This window comes from Microcoleus sp. Pol12B3 (genome assembly GCF_036701355.1).
GTDB lineage: Bacteria > Cyanobacteriota > Cyanobacteriia > Cyanobacteriales > Microcoleaceae > Microcoleus.
Window position 1 is genome coordinate 1 of the sequence record NZ_JAUBQS010000050.1, and the last position, 23,819, is coordinate 23,819.

Genomic DNA, 23,819 nt, shown 5'->3' on the forward strand with positions numbered 1-23,819 from the left:
TCCTGGCACATCTTTAGATGAACTCATCTGTGCCTACTGCGCTCAATAGTGTCTCTTTTTTATTTGAAATGACTATAAATTTATATTTGAAATGCCACAAATAACGAGTCCATTTATTTTACACAAGCCAGCGTGCGCTCAGTTATTTTATAACAACTCACAACTAATGACTAAAGCTTATCTTGCCGCTAACCAGACGATTACCAAACCTTTACCTTGGCCGGCTAAAGTTCAGAGGCGTAGGTCTCAGACAAATGTTTTTTAGCTGGAAATAACGGATATGCCACCAACATCCAAAGCACTTTTAGCGGAAGTCCAGCATAACACAGGAGCGACTCGAAACTTGCATTTTTATGCCAAGGGCGAAACCATTCCTATGATGTCGCATGGCCTTTGGCGAGTCTGTCAAGGTCTAGCACAACTGAGTACGCTTTATCCAACCGGAGAAGAAGGACTTTTGGGTTGGGTTGGGCCTTCGATGTGCTTCGGTTTGTGGTTGACAAGCTTGCAAACTTACCGAGCTACGGCGACATCAGATATTTATTTGATGTGGTATTCTATGGTGGAAATCGAAGCTTCTCCTCAATTGTCTCACGAGTTGCTGCCTCAAATGGTAAGGCGACTGCGACAAATGGAAGCAATTTTAGCGATCGCCGGACAGCGGCGAGTAGATGACCGTTTGTATCAGCTACTGCTATTATTGCAACAGGAATTCGGTCAGCCTGTGGTTGAGGGAACTTGTTTGAATATCCGCTTGACACATCAAGATATTGCTAATGCGATTTGCACGACGCGGGTAACAGTAACTCGAATGTTGGGAAAATTGCAGCAGCAAGGGTTAATCAGTCGAGATGGCGATCGGCATTTAATTCTTAACAAAGATGTTTTTGCGTCCAGGTCGGATTTGTTTGGCTGCAACCCCCAAGCTGTGTAGCAAGCGCCGAAAAAAATCTTATTCTGCTTCGCCAATCAGCGTAAACGCCGCCCAATCTTGCGGAGTTGGGTGCATCTTCATTGTCATCAGCATTGCTTGCCGCAAAGCTTGAGCTTTATTCGGTTTTTTCTGTAACTGGCGATAGAATTCTGCCATTAATTCCCCTGTCGCAGCATCGGGTACTGGCCACAGAGAAACGATAATACTGGAAACACCAGCACTAATTAAAGCACGAGATAACCCAAGCACGCCATCACCTGTGAGTTTTCCTCTGCCAGTATTGCAAGCACTTAATACCACTAATTCAGCATTTAATTTTAAATCCAAGATTTCGCTCGAAGTCAGCAATCCGTCATCATTTCCTGATGGAGCAAGGGCGATCGCTCCCGGTAAATCTCGCCTCTTCACTTCATTGAGTAATCCGTGAGTTGCCAGATGAATAATCCGGGCTTTTAGCATCTGTTGAACAATCGATGCTTTAGTCGCTTGAGCGCCTGTAATCGGTTTAGTATTCAGAAGTTGGGCAATTGTAATTGCTTCCTGTTCACTGCCCGGTAAGGGCTCTAATTGGCGCGGCGGGATGCCAATTTTGGGCATAATTGGATTGCCTACAACTAAGTTATTCTGGAGAGAAACTTGTTGGACTTTTTGCCGTGATTGGCGGGTTAACTGCAAAATTTGAATGGCGGGAGCGGTGAGGATGGTATGTTTTTCAATCAGATATTGACCTGTCGGATCTTGTAAGGCGACAAAGGGAACTAAAAACAGGGATTGATGGGGAATGAAGATGACAGGAGCATTCGGGTCAGTAGGTAAAAGATCGGCAATGGGTTGAATGAGTAGTTGATAACTTTGCTGTAATTTGGGGTAGATTATGCGAGAATTAGCAGGGGTAGAATCAGGGCGATTAGCCGCTTGTCGATTGGCAGTGTCCCCCGATACACCCAGAGCCTCGCGAGTGCCGCGAATCATCTCAGCTAAGGCTGTATCTTGCTCGTTGAATCCTCTCCTCCCGGTAGCAGCAGATACTCTGGTCCCTTCGGTGGCTTCGGGTAGATTGATGTTCAGAGATTTGAGGTCAACTGAGCGAAAGGTAATTTCACCAGTTGGCTTAATTACCCAAATATAAAGGGCTTGATGCTTAATAATTGAATACTCGACGAGGGTAGCGTTTTGCTCTTTAGCGATTTGTTGAATTTGCTGGATATTGGGGGGGTTGATAGTAGTTGTGGCAGAGGCAGATGCGGCAAGGCGAGATGCCAATAACTCCACAAAAGCTCTAGCTCTACCCCGTTCGGCAATTTCTAAAGCGTCGTTAGTTTTTTTCTGAGCAATGAAGACTTGTTGTAAATTGACGTAGGGGTTAGTTTGGGTTTCAAATATTGACACTTTATTGGCATCGTCTAATCCAGCACGGAGAGATTCCAAAACTTTAATACTATCAAGTAGGGTTTTCTCTGCTGCTGGGAGATTGCCAGAGTTGGAGAGAGCCACTCCTAGATTGTTGAGATGCGTCCCCTCGCTTTCGCGGTTTTTAATTTCTCGCGCGATGGCCAACGACTGCTGAGCGTACTCGATGGCTTTGGCGTAGTCGCCCAGGTAAAGGTAAGCAGTTCCCAGATGTCCCAGAGCCACTCCTTCACCTTGGCGGTTTTTAATTTCTCGCGCGATCGCCAACTTTTGCTGTTGGTACTCGATGGCTTTGGCGTAGTCGCCCAGGTAAAAGTAAGCAGTTCCCAGATGTCCCAGAGCTTTCCCCTCGCTTTCGGGGTCTTTAATTTCTCGCGCGATCGCCAACTTTTGCTGTTGGTATTCGATGGCTTTGGCGTAGTCGCCGAGGGTAAGGTAAGCAAGTCCCAGATTTCCCAGAGCTTTCCCCTCGCTTTGGCGGTCTTTTATTTCTCGCGCGATCGCCAACAACTGCTGGGTGTACTCGATCGTTTTGGCGTAGTCGCCGAGGGAAAGGTAAGCAGCTCCCAGATTTCCCAGAGCCCTCCCCTCGCTTTGGCGGTCTTTAATTTCTCTGGAGATCGCCAACGAATGCTGAGCGTACTCAATGGCTTTGGCGTCATTGGTAACAAGTTAAGCTAAGAAAGCATTTGTCAATCAGCAATTATGCTCAACATTTACTCGGATTTTGGGCATAAAACTGAGATTTGGGCGATCGAGGAATCCTGCCGAGGGTGATATTTATACCTACTCCCTCTCAAATCGTGAATTTTCCACTCCTCAAAAAGCAGTTTTTTTGAGTAATATTACTGATTGACAAATGCAATTAAGTTTTAACTTGTCACCAATGCTTTGGCGTAGTCGTCGAGGGAATCGTAAGCAACTCCCAGGTTTCCCAGAGCTTTCCCCTCGCTTTGGCGGTCTTTAATTTCTCGATAAATTATTAGTGCCTGTTGCCAAGACTGCAATGCAGCTTGAAATTGACTAATCTGATACTGCTGACGCCCTTGGTCTAACAGTCGGTCTGCTTCGGCTTTCCGCTGAGCTTGAGTTTGAGCCAAGGCCGGAGAATTGATGATTTTAAATTGAGAGTTAGGGATAAACCGAAACTCACCTATAGTCAGCGCCGCTAAGATTGAGATGAGTCCGGACAATCCAATTTTTTGCAGTTTCATAACTTTTGACAGCCCTCTGGTTTGAATATCCGCTTGACACATCAAGATATTGCTAATGCGATTTGCATGACGCGGTTCTGTTGACTGTTGACTGTTGACTGTTGACTGTTGACCGCAAGATAGCGACATCTACCTGGAAGGAAGAGGATTGGAGTAATGAATAGTCTTTTTTTAATTTCTCCCGATCGCAGTTCCGGCTTTAAACCAATTCTTTCTGGTAACAGTAACGCGAATGCTGGGAAAATTGCAGCCGCAAGGGTTAATCATTCGAGATCGATCTCGGCATTTAATTCTTAACAAAGGTGTTTTTGCGTCCGCCTCCGATTTTTTTGGCTGCCACCCTCCAGCAGTATAGCAAGCGACCGCCATTTGCATTTACATAATGCTGTCTAATATTAAAGCCAAAATCGAATTGCATCAGAATTGTCTGTCTTGATTTTCCTCCCCCTATCTACAGCAACACATTTGTAGCCGGAAAAGATATCATTAAGCGGTGCATCTATTTAGGACAAAACTCAATGGCTAACTCAACTCAAGAAACACCGCAACCAGACAAAAAAGAATTAACTCAGATCACAGCTAAACCTCAAGAACAACAAGAAGAACCGCCAAATAAAGGTGACGGGCGGAAATAGTCGATCGCGCGGAATGATACCGCAGCAGAAGATAAAGAAACCGGGTTTTTTGACTCTTATTGAAGGTTTTAAGCAAATATTGTGGTTAAAAAACCCGGTTTCTAATTATCCGCGAGTTTAGGAAATAACTTGACAAATTATTCGGTTTGTGCGGTGCCGTTGTTCGATCGTAACTTCGGCTTTCCAGACTTTCCACGGAGGCCGTCCAAAGAAACCACATCAGCCTCAGAACTCTCCCTAGCCACCCGAATTAGCAACCCCGACAACAACAAACTCGCCAACATCGAAGAACCCCCGTAACTAAAAAACGGCAGCGGCAAACCCGTAGTTGGCAAAACCCCCGTCGCCACCCCAATATTCAGCAGCGACTGTCCCACCATCACCACCATCACCCCAATCGCGACCAACTGACTCTCACTATTTCTAGCCTTCATCGCTACTCTCAAAGCCACAGTAGAGTAAGCCGCCAACATCAGCAGCAGGGAAAAACCTCCCACCAAACCAAACTCCTCAGCAAACACAGCAAAAATAAAATCGCTGTACTGAATAGGCAAATAAAATAACTTTTGCTGGGACATCCCCAAACCCACACCCCAAATGCCCCCAGAACCCACAGCCAGGAGACTTTGAATCAACTGATAGCCGTCTTGCATCGGATCAGCCCAAGGATTGAGGAAAGACATAATCCGGCGGCGCTGATATTCCCTAAAACTAATACTTAAAACGGCTAAAAGCATTCCCCCCATAGCCGTTGCGCCCAACTGCAAGTAAGGTAAGCCCGCCGCCAAAGCCACCAACCACAAAGTCATCCCGCACAAAGCCGTGGTACTTAAATTGGGCTGCAACAAAATTCCCAAAAGCATTGCGCCGAAAATTAACAGCCAAGTTAAGCGAACTTTATTCGTCAACCGGGACCAGTTGCCGAAAATGCGGGCGCTTTGGAGAACAAAAAACGGCTTAATCAACTCAGAAGGTTGAATAATCGGAACCGGACCCAGAGATATCCAGCGAGTCGCCCCGTTGATTGTGGTTCCCACCCCCGGAACCAAGGTCAGCCACAGTAATCCCAGCAGCAACAAAACGCCTAACTGAGATGTTTTCATCAGGTAGCGCAGTGGGGAGTACACCATCAAGTTAAAACCGGCCAGCCCGATCGCCACTGCGATTAGCTGTCGTTTAAAATAATAAAGGCCGTCTCCAAATTCATAATTGGCAATGGGATAGGAAGCCGAAAACAATGCTGTCAGCCCAACAAACAGCCACAGAAAAGTCAGCCACCTGAGCCACCGGGCCTCAGCGGCCCATTGAGACGCGCTGGGGTCAAAAAATGGAATCAAGCGTCGAATGTCGTTAGCCATAGGATTTTAGAATGATCTCAATAAACTCTAACAAAGATGGCTAAAGTACCAGATTGGTTAATTTACGCATTAATCTGTTCGCTATTATATGGTTTGTGGGGATTTTTTGGCAATTTAGCGACTAAATATATTGACTACAAAACTGCTTTTGTTTATGAAGTAATTGGCGCTATTTTAAGTACTTTATTTATTATTATCCAAACTAATAATTTTAGTTTTGAGGGAGATGTTAGGGGAATTTTGTTTGCCATGTTAGTTGGCGTTTGTGGCACGGTGGCATCATTAGTATTTTTTATAGCCCTTGGTAAAGGTGAAGTTGCCAATGTAGTGAGTGTTACGTCTATCTACCCGCTGATTACTATATTATTATCGTCTTTATTCTTAAAAGAGGCTATTACATTACCACAAATGCTTGCTGTTTTCTTAGCGATAATCGCAGTTATACTTTCTGCTTATTGAAATATTGGTCAATGATTAGATTAACAACTTTGGACATTCATCCTTCTACTATAACAACAAAAAAGAGGTCGCGATCGACCTCTTACCCCTCTACTAATCCAGCTTCGGCTCTTAAAGTAAACCTGTATTAGCTCCGGGCTTACCGGTAGCCAGTTGCACTTTAATAATTCTGCCGCCCATTTTCATAATTCTTTGCTGTTCCCGAAACCAGTTGTCGTAAGGAACAAGCTTAGTAAAATAGGTATTTTGCAATTCGCGCTGAGTGCGGATGCGGGTTTGACTTGGGACGCAAGCAGTCACCTTAAACATTCTCATGGGAAACTAACTCCTGAGTAGGTTTACAGATTATTAGATGGATTTTTTAAAGATTGAAGGCAGGGAGTTAGGAGTCAAGACTAGCTCGTTAAAACTCGTCGGGCTTTCTCGACAAGCCTTTGACGGTCTAGCAATCACTCTCAACTTCCCTGACCTCTTTTCAAAGCCAAAGGTAACAAGTCCAAAGTTAAAAGTTAAAAGACGCCAGAAATAAATGTTATTTCTTCTTCTTTCTTCCTTCTTCCTTCTTCCTTCTTCCTGAGTCTTAGCTCAAGCCAGAGCAGATGTAGTCGAAATAGACGCCCATTTCTTTACCAGCGTCAGAACCGACCAAACCGGCGGTGACTTCTTTCATTGCTTGGATTGCTTGTACGGTAGAACCGATGGGCACGCCCAAGGAGTTGTAGGTTTCTTTCAAACCGTTGAGCACGCGCTCATCAAGGATGGAAGGGTCGCCAGCTAGCATAGCGTAGGTGGCATAGCGCAGGTAGTAGTCCAAGTCGCGGATGCAAGCTGCATAACGACGAGTGGTGTACATATTGCCGCCGGGACGAGTTACGTCAGAGTACAACAGAGACTTAGCAACTGCTTCTTTGACGATTGTGGCTGCATTGGCGCTGATGGCTGTAGCGGCGCGGACGCGCAGTTCGCCAGAAGCAAAGTAATTCTTGAGCTTGTCTAGAGCGCTGATGTCCAGGTACTTACCTTGAACGTCAGAGGAATTGATAACGGCGGTAATTGCGTCTTGCATGGTTGTCTTGTTTCCTAGAAAGTGGCTGAGTCAGTCCAATTTTGGAGCTAGAATTTGGAATTTGGGATTTGGGATTTAAGATTTTTAAATGGCTGGTTATTTGCAAAAGCTTTTAACTTGTTGCCGGCAACCCCCAATTTTTCAATCTAAAATCGAAAACCTAAAATCGAAATTCCTTACTGCATCGCACCGATAACGTAGTCGAAGTAAGAGGAAGCTTCGGAAGCATCTTCTCCAGACAGCAGCGAACTTGCTGCACTTTTCATAGCGCGAACGCCTTCGGCGACGGCTTCAATCGGGGTGCCGAGAGATTTGTACATTTCGCGGACGCCGACAATACCGATTTCTTCGATCGGAGTAATGTCGCCAGCTACGATTCCGTAGGTGATCAAACGCAGGTAGTAGTCGAGGTCGCGCAAGCAAGTTGCGGTCATTTCTTCGCCGTAAGCGTTGCCGCCGGGAGAAACAACATCAGGGCGCTTTTGGAAAAGTTGGTCGCCTGCTGCCTTGACGATGCGTTCGCGGGATTCGCTCAAAATTTGGGCGATGCGGACGCGGCGTTCACCAGAGGTGACAAAGCTCTTGATCCGATCTAATTCACCTGGGCTCAAGTAGCGAGCTTCGGCGTCTGCGTTGACGATTGATTTGGTGACGATACTCATCTTGTGTGTACCCGCTGGATATTTTGCTATATGAACTGCTCTGCGCTGAGCTAGCGAAGGCGGGCGCTTGCGTCCCGTATCTTTCCTGCTCAGGCAGGAGCTTTGACGGGGAAGGCTGGACTTTCCACACTCAGCAACTGTTGAAGTTGTTGGTGGGTGACTGCCTTCGGTGCTTAACGGCGCTGGTTCTTCACGCCGGTGCGGTTGTGAGTGCTCGCACTAAGCCTGTCGCTTACAATACCATAAATGACTGATGCGATCTTTAATTTACGATCGAGATTGCAGCAGGCCACTTAGTGGCGATCGAGTGACTGTCCGGCAGTTAGTAAGAATATTGCTTCTCTGACACAACTACCTCTCGCAAGTATTTTGAGGCATTATGTTCACATTCTGAGTGTTACTGTAATAGTTTGTAACATTCCTTTTCATATTTGGGCCCTCGCTAGGGTGTTCTGCGTTAAAATTTCACGGCTCAAAAAATTGCTAAAATTATCTGGCAGCAAGGGTTGCAGCCGATCCAGCATAGAGGGGAAATTGTGGCGGGCGACGGCACGAGGGTCAAAGACTTCTTGCTGAGAGGAAAGGGAGACAGAGGGGGAGATGTGCGATCGTCTCACATCTTGCACCATTCTCAATAAATCGTGGACGGGCGGGATCTCTTGTCCAAGGCCTGTCAACTTAAGGTAAAACCGGCAGTCCTAAGCGGGAATGAATTCCCGCTTAGGACTGCCGGGTGAGCGGGAAGACTGGCGGACTAAAAGCTTAAGTTGACACCCATGGCTCCTGCCCAACTCCTACTACCCATAAGAACACTCACTCTTTGTGTTTGTGCAACAGACCGTCGGCCCTGTTCTCGATCGCGATGCCAGATATCAGAATCATCGGAAATCGTAACTTTCGAGCTTGTAGCTAGATTTGACTCTCACTTTTAATCTGGTGCGCCGTGAAAAGAAATCTATCAGCCGTTAAAAAAGCTTTGCAGTTTGGGATTAGCGGTGCTGTCGGCGGTTTCGTCGGCAATCTCATCACCGAACCTTTCATGCAGCGACTCCCTGGTTCGGAATCTTTTTTTGACAGTGTATTGTCTACAGGTCGCTGGTTTGGATTGGTAGGCGGTGGTATTGCTACTGCTATCATGTTCGGCTATTATTACTATATCAAAGGCAAGCCTCAAATTAAACAGGCTTTAAAAAATGGCGGATTGTTTGGTTTAATAGCAGGAGCGATTTCTGGGGCGATCGCCGAAGGTATTTACAGCGGAATTGGCGACGGAAACAACGAATTATTACGAGTAATTTGCTGGGGAATAGCTGGCAGTTTGTTAGGACTGGGACTTGCACAGCGGATTCCTAATTTGGGAGCGCTTCGCGGCACGGGAGGCGGCGGTGTTGGAGGAGTTTTGGGCGGCTGTTTGTTTATTCTGTTTGCTTACAATCTATCTGGTACCGCAGGCCGCTTAGCTGGCTGTGCTGCGATCGGTTTTTGGATTGGAATTATGCTAGTTGTAGCAGAAACTTTGTTTAACAAAGCTTGGCTGGTAATTAGTTACGATACCGGAGCAAATCGCACTCTCACTCTGGGTTCGGAACCAGTGACTTTTGGCAGTGATGAAAATTTGTCTATTATCTGCATTCCTAATGTTTCGCCCTTGGCCATGCGGTTTCAATTGGAAGCAGGTCAAATTGTTTGCGAGAATGTCGATAGCGGGGCGGTCAGTTATTTGCGATCGGGCGACCAAAAGAGAATCGGTAACTGTACAATTACAGTAGGAAACTCTGACTTGCCAGCGCCAACACCAGCAAATATTCCGCCTACCTTTATATCAGATCAGCCCGCAGTAAATTCTTTTACTAGCAGCAAATTATCTCTAAAATTAGCCAGTCGAGTTATTCCTCTGAGTGCGGGAACTCAACTATTTACCTCTGACATACCGAGTTTAACAGCCGCAGCATCTAACGGTCTTGTAGCTATAGTCACTTCTCGATCGAGAAACGAGCTTTCGTTAGGATTGACAAATTTGTGCGATCGCGCTTGGTGGGCTACAGACATTCAAGGCGATATAAAAATGGTAGAACCTGAAAGTACCCTGACTTTGGCATTGGGAACTCAAATTGAATTCGGTGAAATTGACGGCGAAATTGTGTAAGTAAGTAGGTAGGTAAAAACTCATCGAATAACATCATTTACAATAAGCTTTTCATGGGCGCGCAGGATCCCAACCCCCAAAAACTTACTCTTTGTGGAACGGGCATCTTGCCCGTTCTTAACAATAATTCAAGCAGAACTGCTGCTAACTCCATTAATTACCGCCGCACCAATCAAATGAGCTAAACGCAAAGCTTCAGGAACTTTACCAGTGTCTGTCAAACGCTGAAGAACCCTCGCTATTACTTCCGGTTGTTCGCCGCAAACTTGAAAAAAGAAAGGTTCAAAAGCGTGAATTTTCCCAGCGCGGCGCAACAATTCTAAACGGTATTCCGAGTCGGGTAAATGGCGGAGGGCTTTTTCAACAGCAGCTAAATTTGGTTGGCGGCGCATGACAGCAACACAAGGAATTTGTAGCCGCGATGCTAACTCGGTAAGGTCAATAATATTGAAACCGCCGAAAGCTATTCCGTCTAGCAAAACCAGATGCAATTGCGGCAGAAATTTGCCTCCGAGGAGTAGCCCAGAAATAGCATCCGTGGCATCTAATCCGTCTGGGAGGACTTGTCCCCACACCATTCCTTCAAATCGAGTTCCCCCGCAGACTATGCCTGCGATCGATACCAGACTCCCGCTTGTACGAGAAAAGGGAGCGTCGTCAAAGCCAATAACTTTAATTGTGCGATCGAGCCTGAGCAAATCTGCCAGTTTCAACTTGTGGAGTTCCCTAAACTAAAGTTTTTGAGATTAGGTTGTGTCTTACATAGTATCATATACGTTAAATATCTCATTACTAAAAAGGTTTTAGACAATTGGCAAAAAAATACGTAGCAGCCATCGACCAAGGAACCACCAGCACCAGATTTATCATATTCGATCGCCTGGGACAGATAATTTGCAGCAACCAACAAGAACACCAGCAAATCTATCCGCAACCAGGATGGGTTGAACACAATCCCGATGAAATTTGGCAGCGCACTCAAAGCGTAATTAAAAACACCCTCGAAATAGGCGATATCGACCCGCAAGATATTGCTGCTCTCGGTATTACCAACCAGCGCGAAACTGCTATTGTTTGGAACAGAAAAACTGGCAAACCTTACGGAAATGCGATTGTTTGGCAAGATACCCGCACTCGCTTTATTTGCGATCAATTAGCTGAGGTTGAGGGCAAAAATCGATTTCAAAAACGATGCGGTTTGCCGCTGGCAACTTATTTCAGCGGGCCGAAAATTAAGTGGATGCTGGACAATATTCCAGGATTGCGGGAAGCTGCAGATCGAGGGGAGGCGATTTTTGGCAATGTCGATACTTTTCTGATTTGGCACCTGACTGGCGGCGCGCACATTACCGATGTTACCAATGCCAGCCGCACGATGCTGATGGATTTGCAAACTCTCGATTGGGATGCCGAAACTTTGGAAATAATGGCAATTCCCCGCCAGATGCTGCCAGAAATTCGCCCTTCCAGTCAAGTTTTTGGAACTGCAAAAGGATTGCTTGCAGGTGTTCCAATTGCTGCTGCTTTGGGCGATCAGCAAGCCGCCCTGGTCGGGCAAACTTGTTTCAGTCTGGGGGAGGCGAAAAATACTTACGGCACGGGCTGTTTTATGCTGCTGAATACCGGTGAGGCGATCGTCCCTTCAAAGCAAGGATTACTAACAACAGTCGCCTACAAGATGGGGGAATCGCCCGCTGTGTATGCTTTGGAAGGCAGTATTGCGATCGCCGGAGCTCTAGTGCAGTGGCTGCGGGACAATTTGGGCATCATCAACACATCTGCTGAAGTAGAAACATTAGCAAATACAGTCGAAGATAGTGGGGGAGTTTACGTTGTACCGGCATTTTCGGGACTCTACGCACCCTATTGGAAAGACAGCGCGCGGGGAGTAATTGCAGGTTTAACTCGGTACGTGACTAAGGCACACATTGCCCGCGCAGTATTGGAAGCGACAGCGTGGCAAACGCGGGAAATATTGGATGCGATGAATCAGGATTCAGCAGTGCAGCTTTTGTCTTTAAAAGTAGACGGAGGTATGGTGGGAAATCACACGCTGATGCAGTTTCAGAGCGATGTTTTGGGAGTGCCTGTGGTGCGACCTGTGGTAGCAGAAACTACTGCACTTGGTGCGGCTTATGCGGCTGGTTTGGCGGTGGGCTTTTGGAGTCAGCTAGCCGAATTGCGCGACAATTGGGCGGTGGATTGTACTTGGGAGCCGAAAATGCCGATCGCACTTCGCGAGCAAAAATATCGCTTTTGGAAAAAAGCAGTTTCCCGCACATTCGATTGGGAAGAATAAATCGCTGATTTAACCCCAAAATCCGTATTTAGTGATATCCTTAAATCCCGCACTATTTTTCAACTTGCAAATAGATGATTTCCCTAAAGAACTTTAAAAAAACTCTCACCACCTTTCTATTGATACTGACACTGGCATTTGTAGAAATCGCCACTAATTCCCAAATTGCGATCGCAGATACAGCGACAAATCCCACCGCAGCAGAAGTTTTCAGCGCCAACTGTGCAGGCTGTCACATCAACGGCACCAACATTATCAAGCGTGGCAAAAACTTGAAACAAAAAGCATTGAAAAAATACGGCATGGATTCAATCGCCAACATTTCCAACTTAGTAACCAACGGCAAAGGTATTATGCCCGCTTACAAAGATCGTTTGTCGAAACAACAAATTATCGATGTTTCAGCTTACGTGCTATCCCAAGCCGAAACCGATTGGAAATAGCACCTCGGTTGATTATTTATAGCTTAGGCAATCTTGCCACAGACATCAGATATTTCTTTACAGCAGGTTGAAGCGCGAACAGAGTTTCACTTTCGGCTGGGACTGTTTCAATTAGCGATCGTCGTAAAAGCGATTCTAACGCCTTCAGCAATTCTAAACCCCTCTCTTGCTGAATATCGGAGTGCAAATTTTCACAACCAACAGGCTTGACTTCTTTCGCCATGCAGTGTAATAGCTGGATTTCTAATTCTGATAAGCGATTAAATTGCCGAGATAACGTATCGCTATAATCTCCCAGAAACAGCTCATTTCTTAAAAAGTTAGCAATGCTGTCCCCAAACATATCATGAATAGTTGTCGTTACTATTTTTAACGCTAAAGGATTGCCGCTGTATGCCTCTATCAATTGTGAGTATTCACCTTCTTCAGACAAACCCTTGTTTTTAAGGATTTCCACAGCCGCTTCTCCCAAACTACCCAATTTCAATGACCGTACCGATTGATTTTGACCTTCTAACGCAGCAATTTCTTTAGGTTTTTCGCAGCTTGTCAACAGCAAGCAACTTTGATGCTGCGATTTTCCTACTTGTTTCAGAAATTCCCCATACACTTGATATCCTTCTCGATAATTTCCTGTTAACTGATCAGTGCAGAAAACAGCTTCCCACTCATCTAAGATTATCAAACATCGACGCTTTTGTAAACACTGAATCAGGCGCTGGATACCATCAGCGATGATTGTCTGTTCTATTGCATTTGTGGAAGCGATTAGGTTCTCCAGGGAAAACTCAAGCTGCGAGTTCGCAGCTTGAAAAAATTTTTTATTCTGAGTAATGAACTGCAATTTATCTAAATCGCTTTGCGGTTTATCAGATAAAAATTCGATTAAATTGACCAGAGTATCTGCCAACACAGGTGCATGACTGAGGTTGACCCAAATTAAGCACTCAAACTGGTGTTTAATCAGATTTGTTAGCTTAGATGCTAAAGCAGTTTTGCCAATGCCACCCATACCCAATACAGCAACTAAGCGGCAGTTTTCTTGTAAAATCCATTGTTCTAAGTTAGCAAGTTCTGTTGTGCGCCCGCAGAAAATAGACGTATCCACCGCTAGCCCCCATTCAGTTCGATTTTCGATGGGAGTTTGGGGAGTTTGAGTAGAATTTCTCAATGTAGGAAGGAATGTTTTTCCACTACCCTTTTGTTGATAACCACGTATTTCTAGCATTTTTGGGATTTCTTTCCAGTCTTTCGGTTGTTGCAGCGTCAAAACTTGAATGTAGCGATACAGCCCTCTCGATAAGTCTACTCTAATACCGGCACATTCGCGGTGGAGTGCGGCGGCGATTTCCACCGGACTATAATTGCAAAGCAATCCTCGCAGGTAAGTTTTTTCTAAAGGAGTGAGTCGCTGCTTTCTACTGCTGGCGTACTCTTGTTTGGCTGCTGTCAAGTCTGCATATAACTGTTCGAGATTCCAGCCAGCCGCAGCCTCTATAAATTTCTGTGCTGGTATTTGCAAAAGTTTATTTCGCTGTGTCATGTATATTCATAATAAGTAAACACCCCGTCAACTCGATACAGCTACTTTTTCCGTCGGAAAAAGTTAGATGCACCTGATGCCACCTTGTAAGCGACTTTAATCTGTTTTGCCAGTTCAAGTCGAACACTTCCTTGCGATTAGAACACAATCTTGCTAAATCATGCGAAACTGTTTAGGTGAAATGCCTGTGTATCGGCGAAAGCACTTTGCAAAATGACTGGGATTGGCAAAGCCACACTCGATCGCAATATTGTTTATTGTCCATTCTGTCTGCTTCAATAGTTGCTTCGATCGCTCTACTCGTTGCTGAATTAAGTAGGCATGAGGAGTCATTCCAGTCGATTGCTTAAACAAGCGACAGAAATAGTATTGACTCATACCTAATTCGGCTGAAATTTCTGCTAACGAGACATTTTCACTAAAATGCTCGTTGATGTATTCAATAGCTTGCTTCAGTTTGTATTTTGACAAGCCGTCTTCATATTCCATCAGAGTATGCTTACGGGTTGAGTAATATGTTAAGCAATGAGCCGCTAGAGCCGTCGCCATTGAATCCGCATAAAAGCAACTATTATTTGGATCGTTTTCCAATACTGCTGTCAGTGCTAAGATAATTTGCCAAACTAGCAGATCGGGTTTTTTAAGCGTCAGATTAACTTCAACTCGATCTGGGTTTACTGACTCATAGGCGGCATGATTAAGAAATGTAGGCTCAAGGTAGCAGTGAGTGATATCATTTTCCTGACTCCATCTAGCCTTAATAGGTGCGTAAGCAGGAAGTATTTCAATGCAACCCGTTTCATCCCGGTCATGCTGCACTAGGTGACGCTTACCATCAAAGGCTAATTCCACTTCTGTTGGCTCCTTCCAAAATGGAAGACAAATTATATGTTGAGAACCAGATGTTTCAGGAATTTCCATTGCAGGCAGTTGATAGTGTGCTAGATGAATATTTTTCCATCCCGCGTCATGACTGGAGTGAACGAGCGGGCGCTGAACAAACTTTGAAGTTGCATCTTGTTGAGAATAATCAACAGCTAAAGGTCTTTCTGTTAGCATCTTTTTAAGTCCTTCCAATCCCTATGGATAAAATTTTTCTCCAGTAGCTACCTCATCGGTATAACTACGAGTTATACGGAAACTTTCTGTATAATATGCCAAATTTAGTAGATAGGCGGACTAATTCTATAAATAACACTTAGGATAGTTTTCAATCGCTAACTATATAATCAGGGTTTCAGGCTTTCATCAAGCCCCGATACAAACGGTAGAATGGCATTTTTAGGCTTTCATTCAAAAACTTTCCTAACGGGACTTAAACAAATTGCTGACTAAAATCGGCTTGTATTCCGCTGTGGGTAAATAGTTTAGCTCGCTCCGGGTAATGGAGGCTCAAACCAGTTGTAGTAACAGAATAGCAAAAAAAAACGATCTGAAACCATTATAGCGAATGGGTTTGAGCCTATTTTCAAGATAAACTTTGTTTAAGTCCCGCTAAGTATTGTTAATTATTAATTTAATTTAAAGAAATAATTTTAATCTGGTGTATTTCTCACAAAAATACCTAATAAAAATACTAATAGCTCTTAGGTAACTTATCGGTCTTGAGTGTTTTATAAATGTAGAAGGCAGTATTTTATAACACCTGCTATCAAAAAAGTTAAGAGGACAGCTTAAATGGCATCAATTCAACTGACCAATCGGCTAACTGCAACTGACAAGATTATCATACCTCCCTTGGGTTCTATTGATACAACAACTCGCGCTAAAGATTACATCTTAGAGGTAGAGTTAGTTAATCAGCCAATATCAATCGATCTTTTTAAAAATGATGTGGGCAGTAGCTATGACCCTTACGTGCAAGTCTTTCAGGTATTCAAAGGCAGCAAGGGTGCGAATGTCGCTGATAGGGGTATTCTTGTTGCTCAGGATGATGATAGCGGCGGCAGCCTCAACTCAAAAATAGCGCCGGGTGTTGGTGACCTACCAACTTTTCCTGCTCCCCCGCTTAGAAGTCAGCCTGGTGTGGACTATGTAGTCCGCGTGACTAGCCCTGAGACCTTAACATCACTTCCTGAGCCTTTCACATTACAGGTTTCCACTCCCAGTGGCAATGTCGCCTTGAAAGACCCCATAACAGGTGCGACTTTAGATGCACAAGGCAACATCATCGGGGGCGGTAGCGGGGACCCTCTAACAGGCAATCTTCCCGTCGCGCGTTTCTTTGACAAGGCGGCAGGAGGGCATTTTTATACCACAGACCCGACAGAGAAAAATGACCGACTAAACAACCCTTTTCGTTACCAGAGTGAAGGCGATGAATTTATCGCTCCAGCCAACGGTAACGCAAAGGTTCAACGCTTCTTCAATACAGCATCAGGAACCTATTTCTATACGAATAAACCTACTGACATACAGTTTATTCGCGACAACTTACCGCAGTTCCGTGCTGACGGAGACGCTTTCAATTCATATAACACGGCTGTTTCGGGTGCGATACCCGTCTTTCGTTTTACCAACCTGGCGAGGGAACGGGAAAATCCGCAAAATATTACACACTTTTTCACCGCAGACCCAAACCAGCGGCGGGCGGTACAGGGGAGGTCAGATTTCCGGGATGAGGGGGTTGCTTTTTATGCTCTTCCCGCCTAAGCAGGCAGTTGGATTCATCTAGGTTTAAAATGAGTAGTAGGGTGCGTGCGACGCACCCTACTTTTTTATCTATTAAACTTTTGGGTAACAAGCGATATTTTGGTCATCCTATGAACAATCTCAGTACAAAACCTTCGCTTTTCAAGGCTTTAACTGTAATTAGCTTGTGTTTGTATCTAATCTTAGCGGTTAGCCCGCCCGCTTTCGCCTCGATTCACAAATATCCCGAAACTGCTGAGACAGTAATGTTCCGATCCGTACAAAGCCTGCGTGATACAGACGATAAAGCATGGCAATTTGTTTTGTACAAGCGAGTAAAGTCGGGAGTAGTAAAGTCTTTAAATCTGAGATTAGTAGGATTTCCCGGAACAGAATTGCAGCACCCGGTTCCGCTGAAAGTTGCTGCGGGCAAGCGCGAAATTGGCAATGCTAATGATATTTGGAACGAATCGGGTTTGCCAATTAATGTCGGAGAATACGATTTCAAATCAATAATTACACAATTGGAAAGTAATCGACCTTTGCAGTTGAATTTGCCCGTGAAAAATCAAAATGAGACACAATTGCTGGTTCCTCCTTTTGCTGTCAGAGAATGGCGACTGTTGTTAGACAGAAATTAATTATACCAATTTAATTTGTGTCTACATTTAAAGTCCATACAATTTCCAATGTCACAAATCGCTATGTTTAAATTATGCCTTAAGGTAGATTTAACGTTATTGAAGAATAATAGAGTAGGGCAAAAACTACATAAATCAATTAATCGCACTGTAGATTTAAAATCGCTCAAGCTTCAGGGATGTATCAAAAATAACTTTATTTACATAGACCTTAAGGTAGATTTAACCAATTTGAAGGGTAATTATGAAACAAACTAAAAGCTGAGTTAGTCGGTTGACAAAACTTCAGTGTTTTAACGTAGGTGTATTCAGGGTGAAGCTACTATGACTTTAATCAGTAAAATTGTCCGAAAAGCTTTGGCAACAGGTTACTTAACGGTTGAGGCCGAAGAACAGTTGCGACAGCAGTTGCAGATGACTAAGTACGGCTTAGAAGATTTTGAGGCTTTTATTAATTTGCAAAAAGAGGTGATGGAGGGTAGGGTGAAACAGCAAGCTTTGGAATTGTTACGATCGCGCAAATGTTCTGTGACGGCTTGAATCCCGTCCGATCGACCTTTTGGATAAAATAAGGTCGATCGACATACGAAGGTCGATCGGCCTTTCGGGCGCGGACTCTCGGGCCCACCCCACAAGAAAATTCACTCTTTGTGGAACAGGCCGGAAAGCCTGTTCATAAAAATGATACGCCAAGCCTGGAAAAATGTTTCTACTGCATTCCTAGCTGTTGGCTTAACGCTTCTGGAACATCAACGGCTGTATCCAAACCTCGAACATTCTCCCACTTTGTATTCTCGTTCCATTTGACATCGCCAAAAGTGCGATCGCTAAGGTATGCGCCGCTGAGGTCTGCGCCGCTGAGGTCTGTGCCGCTGAGGTCTGTGCCGCTGAGGTATGTGCCGCTGAGGTATGTGCCGCTGAGGTCTGCGTAGCTGAGGTCGGCGTAGCTGAGGTCTGCATCGCTGAGGTTTGCGCCACTGAGGTATGCGTAGCTGAGGTCTGCATAGCTGAGGTTTGCGTAGCTGAGGTTTGCGCCGGAAAGCTCAGCGCCGCTGAGGTCTGCGCCGCTGAGGTCTGTGCCGCTGAGGTATGCGTCACTGAGGTTTGCGGCGCTGAGGTATGCGTCGCTGAGGTTTGCGCCGCTGAGGTTTGCACCACTGAGGTTTGCGCTGCTGAGGTTTGCGCTGCTGAGAAATCTCCCAACTGTTTGGACAAAGCCCAAATTCCCGATACAACAGCTATAACCGATGAGACACAACAACCGACTTGCATCGTCAAGTGTACCTCCAGCATTAAGTTTCCCACAAGGATAAAACACTATTTTGTCTTTGAATTCAGGTGTCTCCTGACCGTAACGGTGCAACTCCAACAGCAAAATCATCACATTCAAACCAGCATAAACATCTATTTGTCGCTGTCCCAATTCTTGGGTTTTCAATTGATCTCGCAGTAGGCGCATCTTCTTCTGAGGCAAGCTTTCCGGCAGCATATCAATAAATTCCCCCTCGCACCACCGCAGATAAAAATCCTCCAGACGCTGGAATAACTCCACAGGGCGAAACAGACTTTCCTTCCCTGCAAGAGCCGGAGTTGTTAACAACCCCATCAAATATTCCACAATTTCTTCTGTCAGCGGCCCATAACCCAACAAATCATAAATCTCCCAGTCCATCTGAGAGTCTTGAGTATTAAATTCTCTACGTTTCTTTCCCGGTTCCGTCCACTCTTCCAGACTTTCTTTCAATCGTTCCGCACACAGAAATTCACCAAAACTCTTGTGTACAAACTCCACAGAACCTTCTTTACTGCCTTGCTGAAGATAAAAAACCGCCAAAGCATTTCTCAGAGGATTATCGCCAATCTGTTTTTGTGCTTCTTCAAGTAATGCTTTAACCGAGTTGTCTTCTCTCAATCGTTCCCCAATCATCGCTACAGGAGCGCATTCCTCTCCCGACTGCACCACGCACAACCCTGCTTCTCTCAGGATGCGCCGCAAATCCTCTATTTCCAGTTCTGTCAACTTGCGATTGTCCTTTTCAGACCGCTGTTTTGTGAGTACCCAATTCACAGCTTTGTTGTAAATTAAAATTTTTGCTTGAGTGCTGTTAGTTCCTTGAAAATCGTCAATTTTCAACTCTCCATCTCGGTGCATCGCTGCTAACAGATAAAGCAAGAGCGGTTCTCGCGCCAAGTCTGATTTGACCTGTTCTGGACAACATTCATCTTGCAAAAAATGCTGAAAAGCTGAGGTTTTTTCTGCCCCTAATTGTGTTTCCCACTTGCTCAACCACTGCTGCTGTAGTTCGTCATCCATTACCTGAATTCCGACGCGCTCCAGATTATCCGGCATTTGCCTTTCAACACTGTGCAAAGCTAAAGGTCTGCCAGTAATCAAAACCCGGTGTCCCATTTCCGAATTCTGAGCGCAGTCCCGCTGAAATTGTCCTACTTGCTCGAGAAATTCCTTTAAACCGCCGCTGCTTCTCCCTTCCATCAGCAACTCGTCAAAGCCATCCAAGAAAAACAAATATCGCGTGTTTCTATCTGTCAACCAGCCGTCATCGCTAGCAAAACCAGCATTAATTGCTTTTTTTAGCGTTTCTGGGAAACTATTTTGCAATTTGGGAATATATCGCAGTCGAATTAACACGGGCGTCCAAACTGGATGAAAATGTTGTCGCACCCAGTCAGCAAACATCCGACAAAAAACGCTTTTACCGCGTCCGGGCCCAGCTTCGACAAACATCACCCGATTTTGTTTTTTTTCATTCTCAAGCAAATTTTTTGCCCAAGTTTCTAAATCGAAAGCTTCTGCATTATTTATGGGCTTACCATTTGCATCAAGTGGCTTTTCCTTCAGAGGCACGTAGATATCCTTGAATGCAAAATTTTCTGCAAATACGAGTTCTAGGGGTAGAGAGGCAATTTGTTCTTGCAGGTAGTTGTTAATGCTGTAATATTTCTCCTGTTCCTCACGCCATTCGCTGATAGAAGGCTGTCCAAGATGTTTCATGGCATCGCCGGAAGCTGCCCAAGCTTCGATTAAATAGCGGTGAGTATTAGCAGCAACTCTCTTTGTCAAAATTTGAGCTTCATCGGCATTGAGTCCGGCTTGTTGCAGCCGCTCTGACAGCACTCGGTTAAATTCCGTGGCTAACATCGAATCGCGAAAGCAAATAACAGTTTCTTTGGCTGCTTTATCGTTCAATTCTAAATCTGCCAATTTTTCAAGCAACTGCTTAACTCCATCGGAAACAGGAGTTTGCCCGATGCGATTTAACAGACTATCGTCTTGTCCAAGAACCTCCTTAAAACTTTCCAGATAAGCCGCCTGACTGACGAGGAAAATGCACTCAGCTAAAGTCGGCTGCTGTTGAGTTTTTTCTATAAAAAACGCCAGCATTTTCGCCGCCATCCCGATAAATGGTAATCCAGTTCCCACAACTTGAGCTAAGGGAGAGTTCAAAACCTCTAGCAGTAAGTTGCTATTGTCCAGCCCTTGTTCTTTGAACATTTTTGCCAATTCGGCGGCTGTTTTCCCAGCTTCTCCGATTCCCTCCGCTGCTTCGGCGGAACACAGTTCTTTGATATCAGTATTTAAGAATTTCCAAATGCGATTTGCCATTTTTACCTGCCCTATTTCAGAAGAGAGAATCTGAGAAAATCTACATTTAACTCTGTAAGCATTCCGTAGTTCGTCGCCACAAATCTGTTCTCAAACTAACAATTAGAAAAGATTAAGTGCCTTTTACCTTGACAAAACTACAACAATCCGCAATAATAGTAGATTGTCTGTCTAAATCCGGCTCGGATCAGGTTAAGACATTCCAAAAGCTGGAGAGCAGTCAGCAGTCAAAAGTCCACAACGACCAATGACCCATGACTCATCAGCTACCTGTACGGCAATCTCAACAACCATCCCATGACTTACGCAATCATTGAAACCGGCGGCAAACAATTTCGGGTAGAACCAGGCCGCTTCTACGACATCGAACTGCTTCACGTTGAAGCTGAATCCAAAGTCACCATAGACAAAGTATTTCTGATCCAGCACGAAGGCGAGGTTCATATCGGCCAGCCTCTACTAGAAAATGCCACAGTAGAAGGAACGGTTCTCCGGCATTTCCGGGGCCGCAAAGTCCTCGTCTACAAGATGAAGCCGAAAAAGAAAACTCGGAAGAAAAAAGGGCACCGTCAAGAAACAACTCGCTTTATGATTGACTCGATTAGCGTCAACGGTACAGTCTTAGCAGCCAGAGACTTAACTCAAGCAGTTGTTGAAACCCCCCAAACCGCCGAAACTGATTCAGAATAAAAAATAGTAAATACAGTTGAGGATATTATGGCCCACAAGAAAGGTACAGGCAGTACACGTAACGGACGCGACTCTAATTCTCAGCGTCTGGGTGTCAAAAAGTACGGCGGTCAAGTTGTCAAAGCTGGCAACATTTTGATCCGTCAACGCGGCACTAAAGTTCACCCTGGTAATAATGTTGGTATCGGCAGGGATGATACTCTGTTTGCCATGATTGACGGTGTGGTGACTTTTGAAAGAAAAGGAAAAACTCGCAAGAAAGTCAGCATTTATCCTGTTGTAGCAGCACCTGTGGCTGAAGCTGTCGCAGTTTAATTCTACGTTCCTAGGTTCGTCTGAATTTTTGATAACTTAACGTAGAACCGATAGTCCGACAGGGGTTTCATCCCCTGCCTCAAAGCTAAAGTCCTCTGAAGAGGACTGAAGAACTCATTAGTCCTCTTGAGAGGACTTTAGCTATTAGCCAGGGAATGAATTCCCTGGCGGACTAGAGGCTTAATTTGTCACCTATTTGTGGCTAGCCTCCCCCGACAATTGTGACAACTTCTAAGATGTCGCCCTCTTGCATCTGTGTAGTTTCCCAAAATTGTTTGTGCAGAATTTCCCCGTTGTACTCCACAGCCACCAAGCGCGGGTTTAATCCCAATTGTTCTAGTAATTTTGGTAACGGTGTGTCGATCGCACAATTGCGGGTTTCTCCGTTAACTTGCAGCGCAATTTGATTTATCATCAGTAAAATATCTGTTTTTAGGGCGGGTTTGGTAACAAAATTATATTTTATGCACAGATTTCCTGTGCTAAACCCGCCCTAAAAATCGCAAATAAACCTAGCTTTTTCCGTGCAAAGCTTTTTGAGCTTTCAGATTCTCCATCCGAATCAACTGCGAGATGAAAAACTGCGTGACTAAAGTAGGCTGTTCTGCTTCCATAATCGCGCGTACTGCGGCAACCCTTTGAGCTCCGGCATTCAATACTTCATCGAGGTTGTTGATATCAATTCCGCCGATCGCAAACCACGGAATCGGCGACTTATCAGCAGCATACCGCACATAGTCCAAACCCGCCGCCTGTTTATCAGGTTTAGTCGGAGTGGAATAAACAGGCCCAACTCCAATGTAGTCGGCTCCCTCTTCAATAGCTCGCTGCATTTCCTCGCCATTCGTAGTAGAACGACCGATGATCCGTCCCGGGCCGAGCAACTTGCGCGCTTCCGCCACAGGCCAATCTCCCTGCCCTAAGTGTACGCCGTCGGCATCCGCTGCAATGGCCAAATCCACGCGATCGTTCACAATCAGCAAAGCATCGTAGCGGTGACAAAGTTCGCAAAGCTGGCGCGCGTTAGCCAGCTTTGCGCCGTCGTCTGAGCTTTTGTCGCGGTACTGCACCAAAGTCAGTCCGCCTTGCAAAGCAGCTTCCACGACTCCCATCAAGTTGTCTCTCGGCGAAGTTACAAGGTATAACTGCGATCGAAGTAACTGCTGGTAGCGCCGGTAAGCCAGCAAATTGCTTTCGAGAGTATAAACCCGATAGCGCATCTGCTTAAAAGCTCCGCCCATATTCCGATCGTAAATTTTGCCGTATTCTTCGAGTACCCGCAGAGCTTCTTCCACCCGACAGAAATTCGCCTCCAGTAGCTGCTGAATGCTCGAACGCTGCTCTTCCTGCGGGTGAGTCAACTCCGTACCCGGATCGGCCGGCGTATCTCTAGCACTGCGAAGTTCTGCGACGTGCCAAGCAGCCAATTCTTGACGCAGTTGCTTGCACTCGCCAGCTAAATCGGCGTTGTTGAGACCAAACCTGCACCATTCTTCAATAATTCTCAACCCTTCCCGCGATCGATCTAAATTTGCATCTAAAATCCGGCAGAGGGCTGGCTGTGCCGGTAAAGTTCTGTTTTGTTTGTCGGTCATTCAGAACCACCCTAATTATAATTAATCTTACCAATCAACCCGCTATATTCTCTCACGCCGTCAAGATTGTGGCAAAGCAGGCGGCTTAATTTTGGCATAAACCGATGTAAATTAGACAATAATTTTTAAAGTTTTATTGAATTTGATGAAAAC

The 23,819-nt window shown here is 45.2% G+C and carries 24 protein-coding genes; 11 read left to right on the forward strand and 13 right to left on the reverse strand.

The window, feature by feature from the left end:
* Positions 1 to 280: 280 nt before the first annotated feature.
* Positions 281 to 934: a Crp/Fnr family transcriptional regulator gene (locus QUA53_RS21590; protein ID WP_333099292.1), complete on the forward strand. Its 654-nt coding sequence runs from the start codon at positions 281 to 283 to the stop codon at positions 932 to 934.
* A gap of 18 nt (positions 935 to 952) precedes the next feature.
* Here QUA53_RS21590 and QUA53_RS21595 read toward each other — a convergent pair whose 3' ends face one another.
* Positions 953 to 2,992 carry a CHAT domain-containing tetratricopeptide repeat protein gene (locus QUA53_RS21595; RefSeq protein WP_333249071.1) on the reverse strand — a complete coding sequence of 680 codons (2,040 nt, stop codon included), beginning with the start codon at positions 2,990 to 2,992 and terminating at the stop codon, positions 953 to 955.
* Positions 2,993 to 3,216: 224 nt separating this feature from the next.
* Positions 3,217 to 3,687, reverse strand: a complete 471-nt coding sequence (locus QUA53_RS21600) for a hypothetical protein (RefSeq protein ID WP_333099296.1) — start codon at positions 3,685 to 3,687, stop codon at positions 3,217 to 3,219.
* An 85-nt stretch (positions 3,688 to 3,772) separates the two neighbouring features.
* On the opposite strand from QUA53_RS21600, the gene QUA53_RS21605 reads away from it, so the two are divergent.
* Entirely contained in the window at positions 3,773 to 3,913 is a 141-nt protein-coding gene (locus tag QUA53_RS21605; RefSeq protein WP_333099335.1) for a hypothetical protein, read from the forward strand.
* A gap of 417 nt (positions 3,914 to 4,330) precedes the next feature.
* Here QUA53_RS21605 and QUA53_RS21610 read toward each other — a convergent pair whose 3' ends face one another.
* The gene (locus tag QUA53_RS21610; RefSeq protein ID WP_333099298.1) at positions 4,331 to 5,551 is read right to left on the reverse strand and encodes an FtsW/RodA/SpoVE family cell cycle protein; all 1,221 of its coding nucleotides are present in this window, start codon (positions 5,549 to 5,551) and stop codon (positions 4,331 to 4,333) included.
* A gap of 36 nt (positions 5,552 to 5,587) precedes the next feature.
* Here QUA53_RS21610 and QUA53_RS21615 point away from each other — a divergent pair, with 36 nt between their 5' ends.
* Positions 5,588 to 6,010, forward strand: a complete 423-nt coding sequence (locus tag QUA53_RS21615; protein WP_333099300.1) for an EamA family transporter — start codon at positions 5,588 to 5,590, stop codon at positions 6,008 to 6,010.
* A gap of 111 nt (positions 6,011 to 6,121) precedes the next feature.
* Here the strand turns inward: QUA53_RS21615 and QUA53_RS21620 are convergent, their stop codons facing one another.
* From QUA53_RS21620 to QUA53_RS21635, 4 genes are all read right to left on the reverse strand, one after another.
* Positions 6,122 to 6,325, reverse strand: a complete 204-nt coding sequence (locus tag QUA53_RS21620; RefSeq protein WP_006634929.1) for a phycobilisome linker polypeptide — start codon at positions 6,323 to 6,325, stop codon at positions 6,122 to 6,124.
* 265 nt (positions 6,326 to 6,590) lie between these two features.
* The gene (apcB, locus tag QUA53_RS21625; RefSeq protein ID WP_006634930.1) at positions 6,591 to 7,076 is read right to left on the reverse strand and encodes an allophycocyanin subunit beta; all 486 of its coding nucleotides are present in this window, start codon (positions 7,074 to 7,076) and stop codon (positions 6,591 to 6,593) included.
* Positions 7,077 to 7,252: 176 nt separating this feature from the next.
* Entirely contained in the window at positions 7,253 to 7,738 is a 486-nt protein-coding gene (apcA, locus tag QUA53_RS21630) for an allophycocyanin subunit alpha (protein ID WP_015176901.1), read from the reverse strand.
* 425 nt (positions 7,739 to 8,163) lie between these two features.
* The gene (locus tag QUA53_RS21635) at positions 8,164 to 8,367 is read right to left on the reverse strand and encodes a hypothetical protein (RefSeq protein ID WP_333099301.1); all 204 of its coding nucleotides are present in this window, start codon (positions 8,365 to 8,367) and stop codon (positions 8,164 to 8,166) included.
* A 314-nt stretch (positions 8,368 to 8,681) separates the two neighbouring features.
* Here QUA53_RS21635 and QUA53_RS21640 point away from each other — a divergent pair, with 314 nt between their 5' ends.
* Complete coding sequence (locus QUA53_RS21640) at positions 8,682 to 9,884, forward strand: hypothetical protein (protein WP_333099303.1); 1,203 nt, start codon at positions 8,682 to 8,684, stop codon at positions 9,882 to 9,884.
* Between the two features lie 128 nt (positions 9,885 to 10,012).
* Here the strand turns inward: QUA53_RS21640 and QUA53_RS21645 are convergent, their stop codons facing one another.
* Complete coding sequence (locus QUA53_RS21645; RefSeq protein ID WP_333099304.1) at positions 10,013 to 10,597, reverse strand: endonuclease dU; 585 nt, start codon at positions 10,595 to 10,597, stop codon at positions 10,013 to 10,015.
* A gap of 98 nt (positions 10,598 to 10,695) precedes the next feature.
* Here QUA53_RS21645 and glpK point away from each other — a divergent pair, with 98 nt between their 5' ends.
* Together glpK and QUA53_RS21655 are read left to right on the forward strand one after the other, a co-directional pair.
* Positions 10,696 to 12,183 (forward strand): glycerol kinase GlpK, encoded by a 1,488-nt coding sequence (gene glpK / locus QUA53_RS21650; RefSeq protein WP_333099305.1) that lies wholly within the window; start codon positions 10,696 to 10,698, stop codon positions 12,181 to 12,183.
* A 74-nt stretch (positions 12,184 to 12,257) separates the two neighbouring features.
* Entirely contained in the window at positions 12,258 to 12,626 is a 369-nt protein-coding gene (locus QUA53_RS21655) for a c-type cytochrome (protein ID WP_333099307.1), read from the forward strand.
* A gap of 16 nt (positions 12,627 to 12,642) precedes the next feature.
* Here the strand turns inward: QUA53_RS21655 and QUA53_RS21660 are convergent, their stop codons facing one another.
* Positions 12,643 to 14,169 (reverse strand): NB-ARC domain-containing protein, encoded by a 1,527-nt coding sequence (locus QUA53_RS21660; RefSeq protein WP_333099308.1) that lies wholly within the window; start codon positions 14,167 to 14,169, stop codon positions 12,643 to 12,645.
* Between the two features lie 153 nt (positions 14,170 to 14,322).
* Positions 14,323 to 15,228 carry an AraC family transcriptional regulator gene (locus tag QUA53_RS21665; protein WP_333099309.1) on the reverse strand — a complete coding sequence of 302 codons (906 nt, stop codon included), beginning with the start codon at positions 15,226 to 15,228 and terminating at the stop codon, positions 14,323 to 14,325.
* 618 nt (positions 15,229 to 15,846) lie between these two features.
* On the opposite strand from QUA53_RS21665, the gene QUA53_RS21670 reads away from it, so the two are divergent.
* From QUA53_RS21670 to QUA53_RS21680, 3 genes are all read left to right on the forward strand, one after another.
* A complete protein-coding gene (locus QUA53_RS21670; protein ID WP_333099311.1) occupies positions 15,847 to 16,821 on the forward strand; it encodes a hypothetical protein in 975 nt (324 codons plus the stop codon).
* A gap of 110 nt (positions 16,822 to 16,931) precedes the next feature.
* Positions 16,932 to 17,441 carry a DUF3122 domain-containing protein gene (locus QUA53_RS21675; protein ID WP_333099313.1) on the forward strand — a complete coding sequence of 170 codons (510 nt, stop codon included), beginning with the start codon at positions 16,932 to 16,934 and terminating at the stop codon, positions 17,439 to 17,441.
* Positions 17,442 to 17,765: 324 nt separating this feature from the next.
* On the forward strand, positions 17,766 to 17,981 hold the full coding sequence (locus tag QUA53_RS21680; RefSeq protein ID WP_242716252.1) for a hypothetical protein: 216 nt from the start codon (positions 17,766 to 17,768) through the stop codon (positions 17,979 to 17,981).
* A 169-nt stretch (positions 17,982 to 18,150) separates the two neighbouring features.
* On the opposite strand, the gene QUA53_RS21685 is transcribed toward QUA53_RS21680, so the two are convergent.
* On the reverse strand, positions 18,151 to 21,066 hold the full coding sequence (locus tag QUA53_RS21685) for a pentapeptide repeat-containing protein (protein ID WP_333099315.1): 2,916 nt from the start codon (positions 21,064 to 21,066) through the stop codon (positions 18,151 to 18,153).
* 297 nt (positions 21,067 to 21,363) lie between these two features.
* On the opposite strand from QUA53_RS21685, the gene rplU reads away from it, so the two are divergent.
* Positions 21,364 to 21,756 carry a 50S ribosomal protein L21 gene (rplU, locus tag QUA53_RS21690; RefSeq protein WP_333036112.1) on the forward strand — a complete coding sequence of 131 codons (393 nt, stop codon included), beginning with the start codon at positions 21,364 to 21,366 and terminating at the stop codon, positions 21,754 to 21,756.
* 27 nt (positions 21,757 to 21,783) lie between these two features.
* A complete protein-coding gene (gene rpmA, locus QUA53_RS21695) occupies positions 21,784 to 22,071 on the forward strand; it encodes a 50S ribosomal protein L27 (RefSeq protein WP_194070535.1) in 288 nt (95 codons plus the stop codon).
* A gap of 202 nt (positions 22,072 to 22,273) precedes the next feature.
* Here the strand turns inward: rpmA and thiS are convergent, their stop codons facing one another.
* Positions 22,274 to 22,486 carry a sulfur carrier protein ThiS gene (thiS, locus tag QUA53_RS21700; protein WP_015176890.1) on the reverse strand — a complete coding sequence of 71 codons (213 nt, stop codon included), beginning with the start codon at positions 22,484 to 22,486 and terminating at the stop codon, positions 22,274 to 22,276.
* A 97-nt stretch (positions 22,487 to 22,583) separates the two neighbouring features.
* Positions 22,584 to 23,666, reverse strand: coding sequence for a thiamine phosphate synthase (locus tag QUA53_RS21705; RefSeq protein ID WP_333099316.1), 1,083 nt, complete (start codon positions 23,664 to 23,666; stop codon positions 22,584 to 22,586).
* Between the last annotated feature and the right edge of the window lie 153 nt (positions 23,667 to 23,819).

What these genes read in the sequence shown, in the direction of transcription:
- QUA53_RS21590 (WP_333099292.1), top strand. Translation starts at nt 281, where the DNA reads ATGCCACCAACATCCAAAGCACTTTTAGCGGAAGTCCAGCATAACACA.
- QUA53_RS21600 (WP_333099296.1), bottom strand. Translation starts at nt 3,687, where the DNA reads ATGTCGCTATCTTGCGGTCAACAGTCAACAGTCAACAGTCAACAGTCA.
- QUA53_RS21610 (WP_333099298.1), bottom strand. Translation starts at nt 5,551, where the DNA reads ATGGCTAACGACATTCGACGCTTGATTCCATTTTTTGACCCCAGCGCG.
- QUA53_RS21615 (WP_333099300.1), top strand. Translation starts at nt 5,588, where the DNA reads ATGGCTAAAGTACCAGATTGGTTAATTTACGCATTAATCTGTTCGCTA.
- QUA53_RS21620 (WP_006634929.1), bottom strand. Translation starts at nt 6,325, where the DNA reads ATGAGAATGTTTAAGGTGACTGCTTGCGTCCCAAGTCAAACCCGCATC.
- apcB (WP_006634930.1), bottom strand. Translation starts at nt 7,076, where the DNA reads ATGCAAGACGCAATTACCGCCGTTATCAATTCCTCTGACGTTCAAGGT.
- apcA (WP_015176901.1), bottom strand. Translation starts at nt 7,738, where the DNA reads ATGAGTATCGTCACCAAATCAATCGTCAACGCAGACGCCGAAGCTCGC.
- QUA53_RS21635 (WP_333099301.1), bottom strand. Translation starts at nt 8,367, where the DNA reads ATGGTGCAAGATGTGAGACGATCGCACATCTCCCCCTCTGTCTCCCTT.
- QUA53_RS21655 (WP_333099307.1), top strand. Translation starts at nt 12,258, where the DNA reads ATGATTTCCCTAAAGAACTTTAAAAAAACTCTCACCACCTTTCTATTG.
- QUA53_RS21660 (WP_333099308.1), bottom strand. Translation starts at nt 14,169, where the DNA reads ATGACACAGCGAAATAAACTTTTGCAAATACCAGCACAGAAATTTATA.
- QUA53_RS21665 (WP_333099309.1), bottom strand. Translation starts at nt 15,228, where the DNA reads ATGCTAACAGAAAGACCTTTAGCTGTTGATTATTCTCAACAAGATGCA.
- QUA53_RS21670 (WP_333099311.1), top strand. Translation starts at nt 15,847, where the DNA reads ATGGCATCAATTCAACTGACCAATCGGCTAACTGCAACTGACAAGATT.
- QUA53_RS21675 (WP_333099313.1), top strand. Translation starts at nt 16,932, where the DNA reads ATGAACAATCTCAGTACAAAACCTTCGCTTTTCAAGGCTTTAACTGTA.
- QUA53_RS21680 (WP_242716252.1), top strand. Translation starts at nt 17,766, where the DNA reads ATGACTTTAATCAGTAAAATTGTCCGAAAAGCTTTGGCAACAGGTTAC.
- QUA53_RS21685 (WP_333099315.1), bottom strand. Translation starts at nt 21,066, where the DNA reads ATGGCAAATCGCATTTGGAAATTCTTAAATACTGATATCAAAGAACTG.
- rplU (WP_333036112.1), top strand. Translation starts at nt 21,364, where the DNA reads ATGACTTACGCAATCATTGAAACCGGCGGCAAACAATTTCGGGTAGAA.
- rpmA (WP_194070535.1), top strand. Translation starts at nt 21,784, where the DNA reads ATGGCCCACAAGAAAGGTACAGGCAGTACACGTAACGGACGCGACTCT.
- thiS (WP_015176890.1), bottom strand. Translation starts at nt 22,486, where the DNA reads ATGATAAATCAAATTGCGCTGCAAGTTAACGGAGAAACCCGCAATTGT.
- QUA53_RS21705 (WP_333099316.1), bottom strand. Translation starts at nt 23,666, where the DNA reads ATGACCGACAAACAAAACAGAACTTTACCGGCACAGCCAGCCCTCTGC.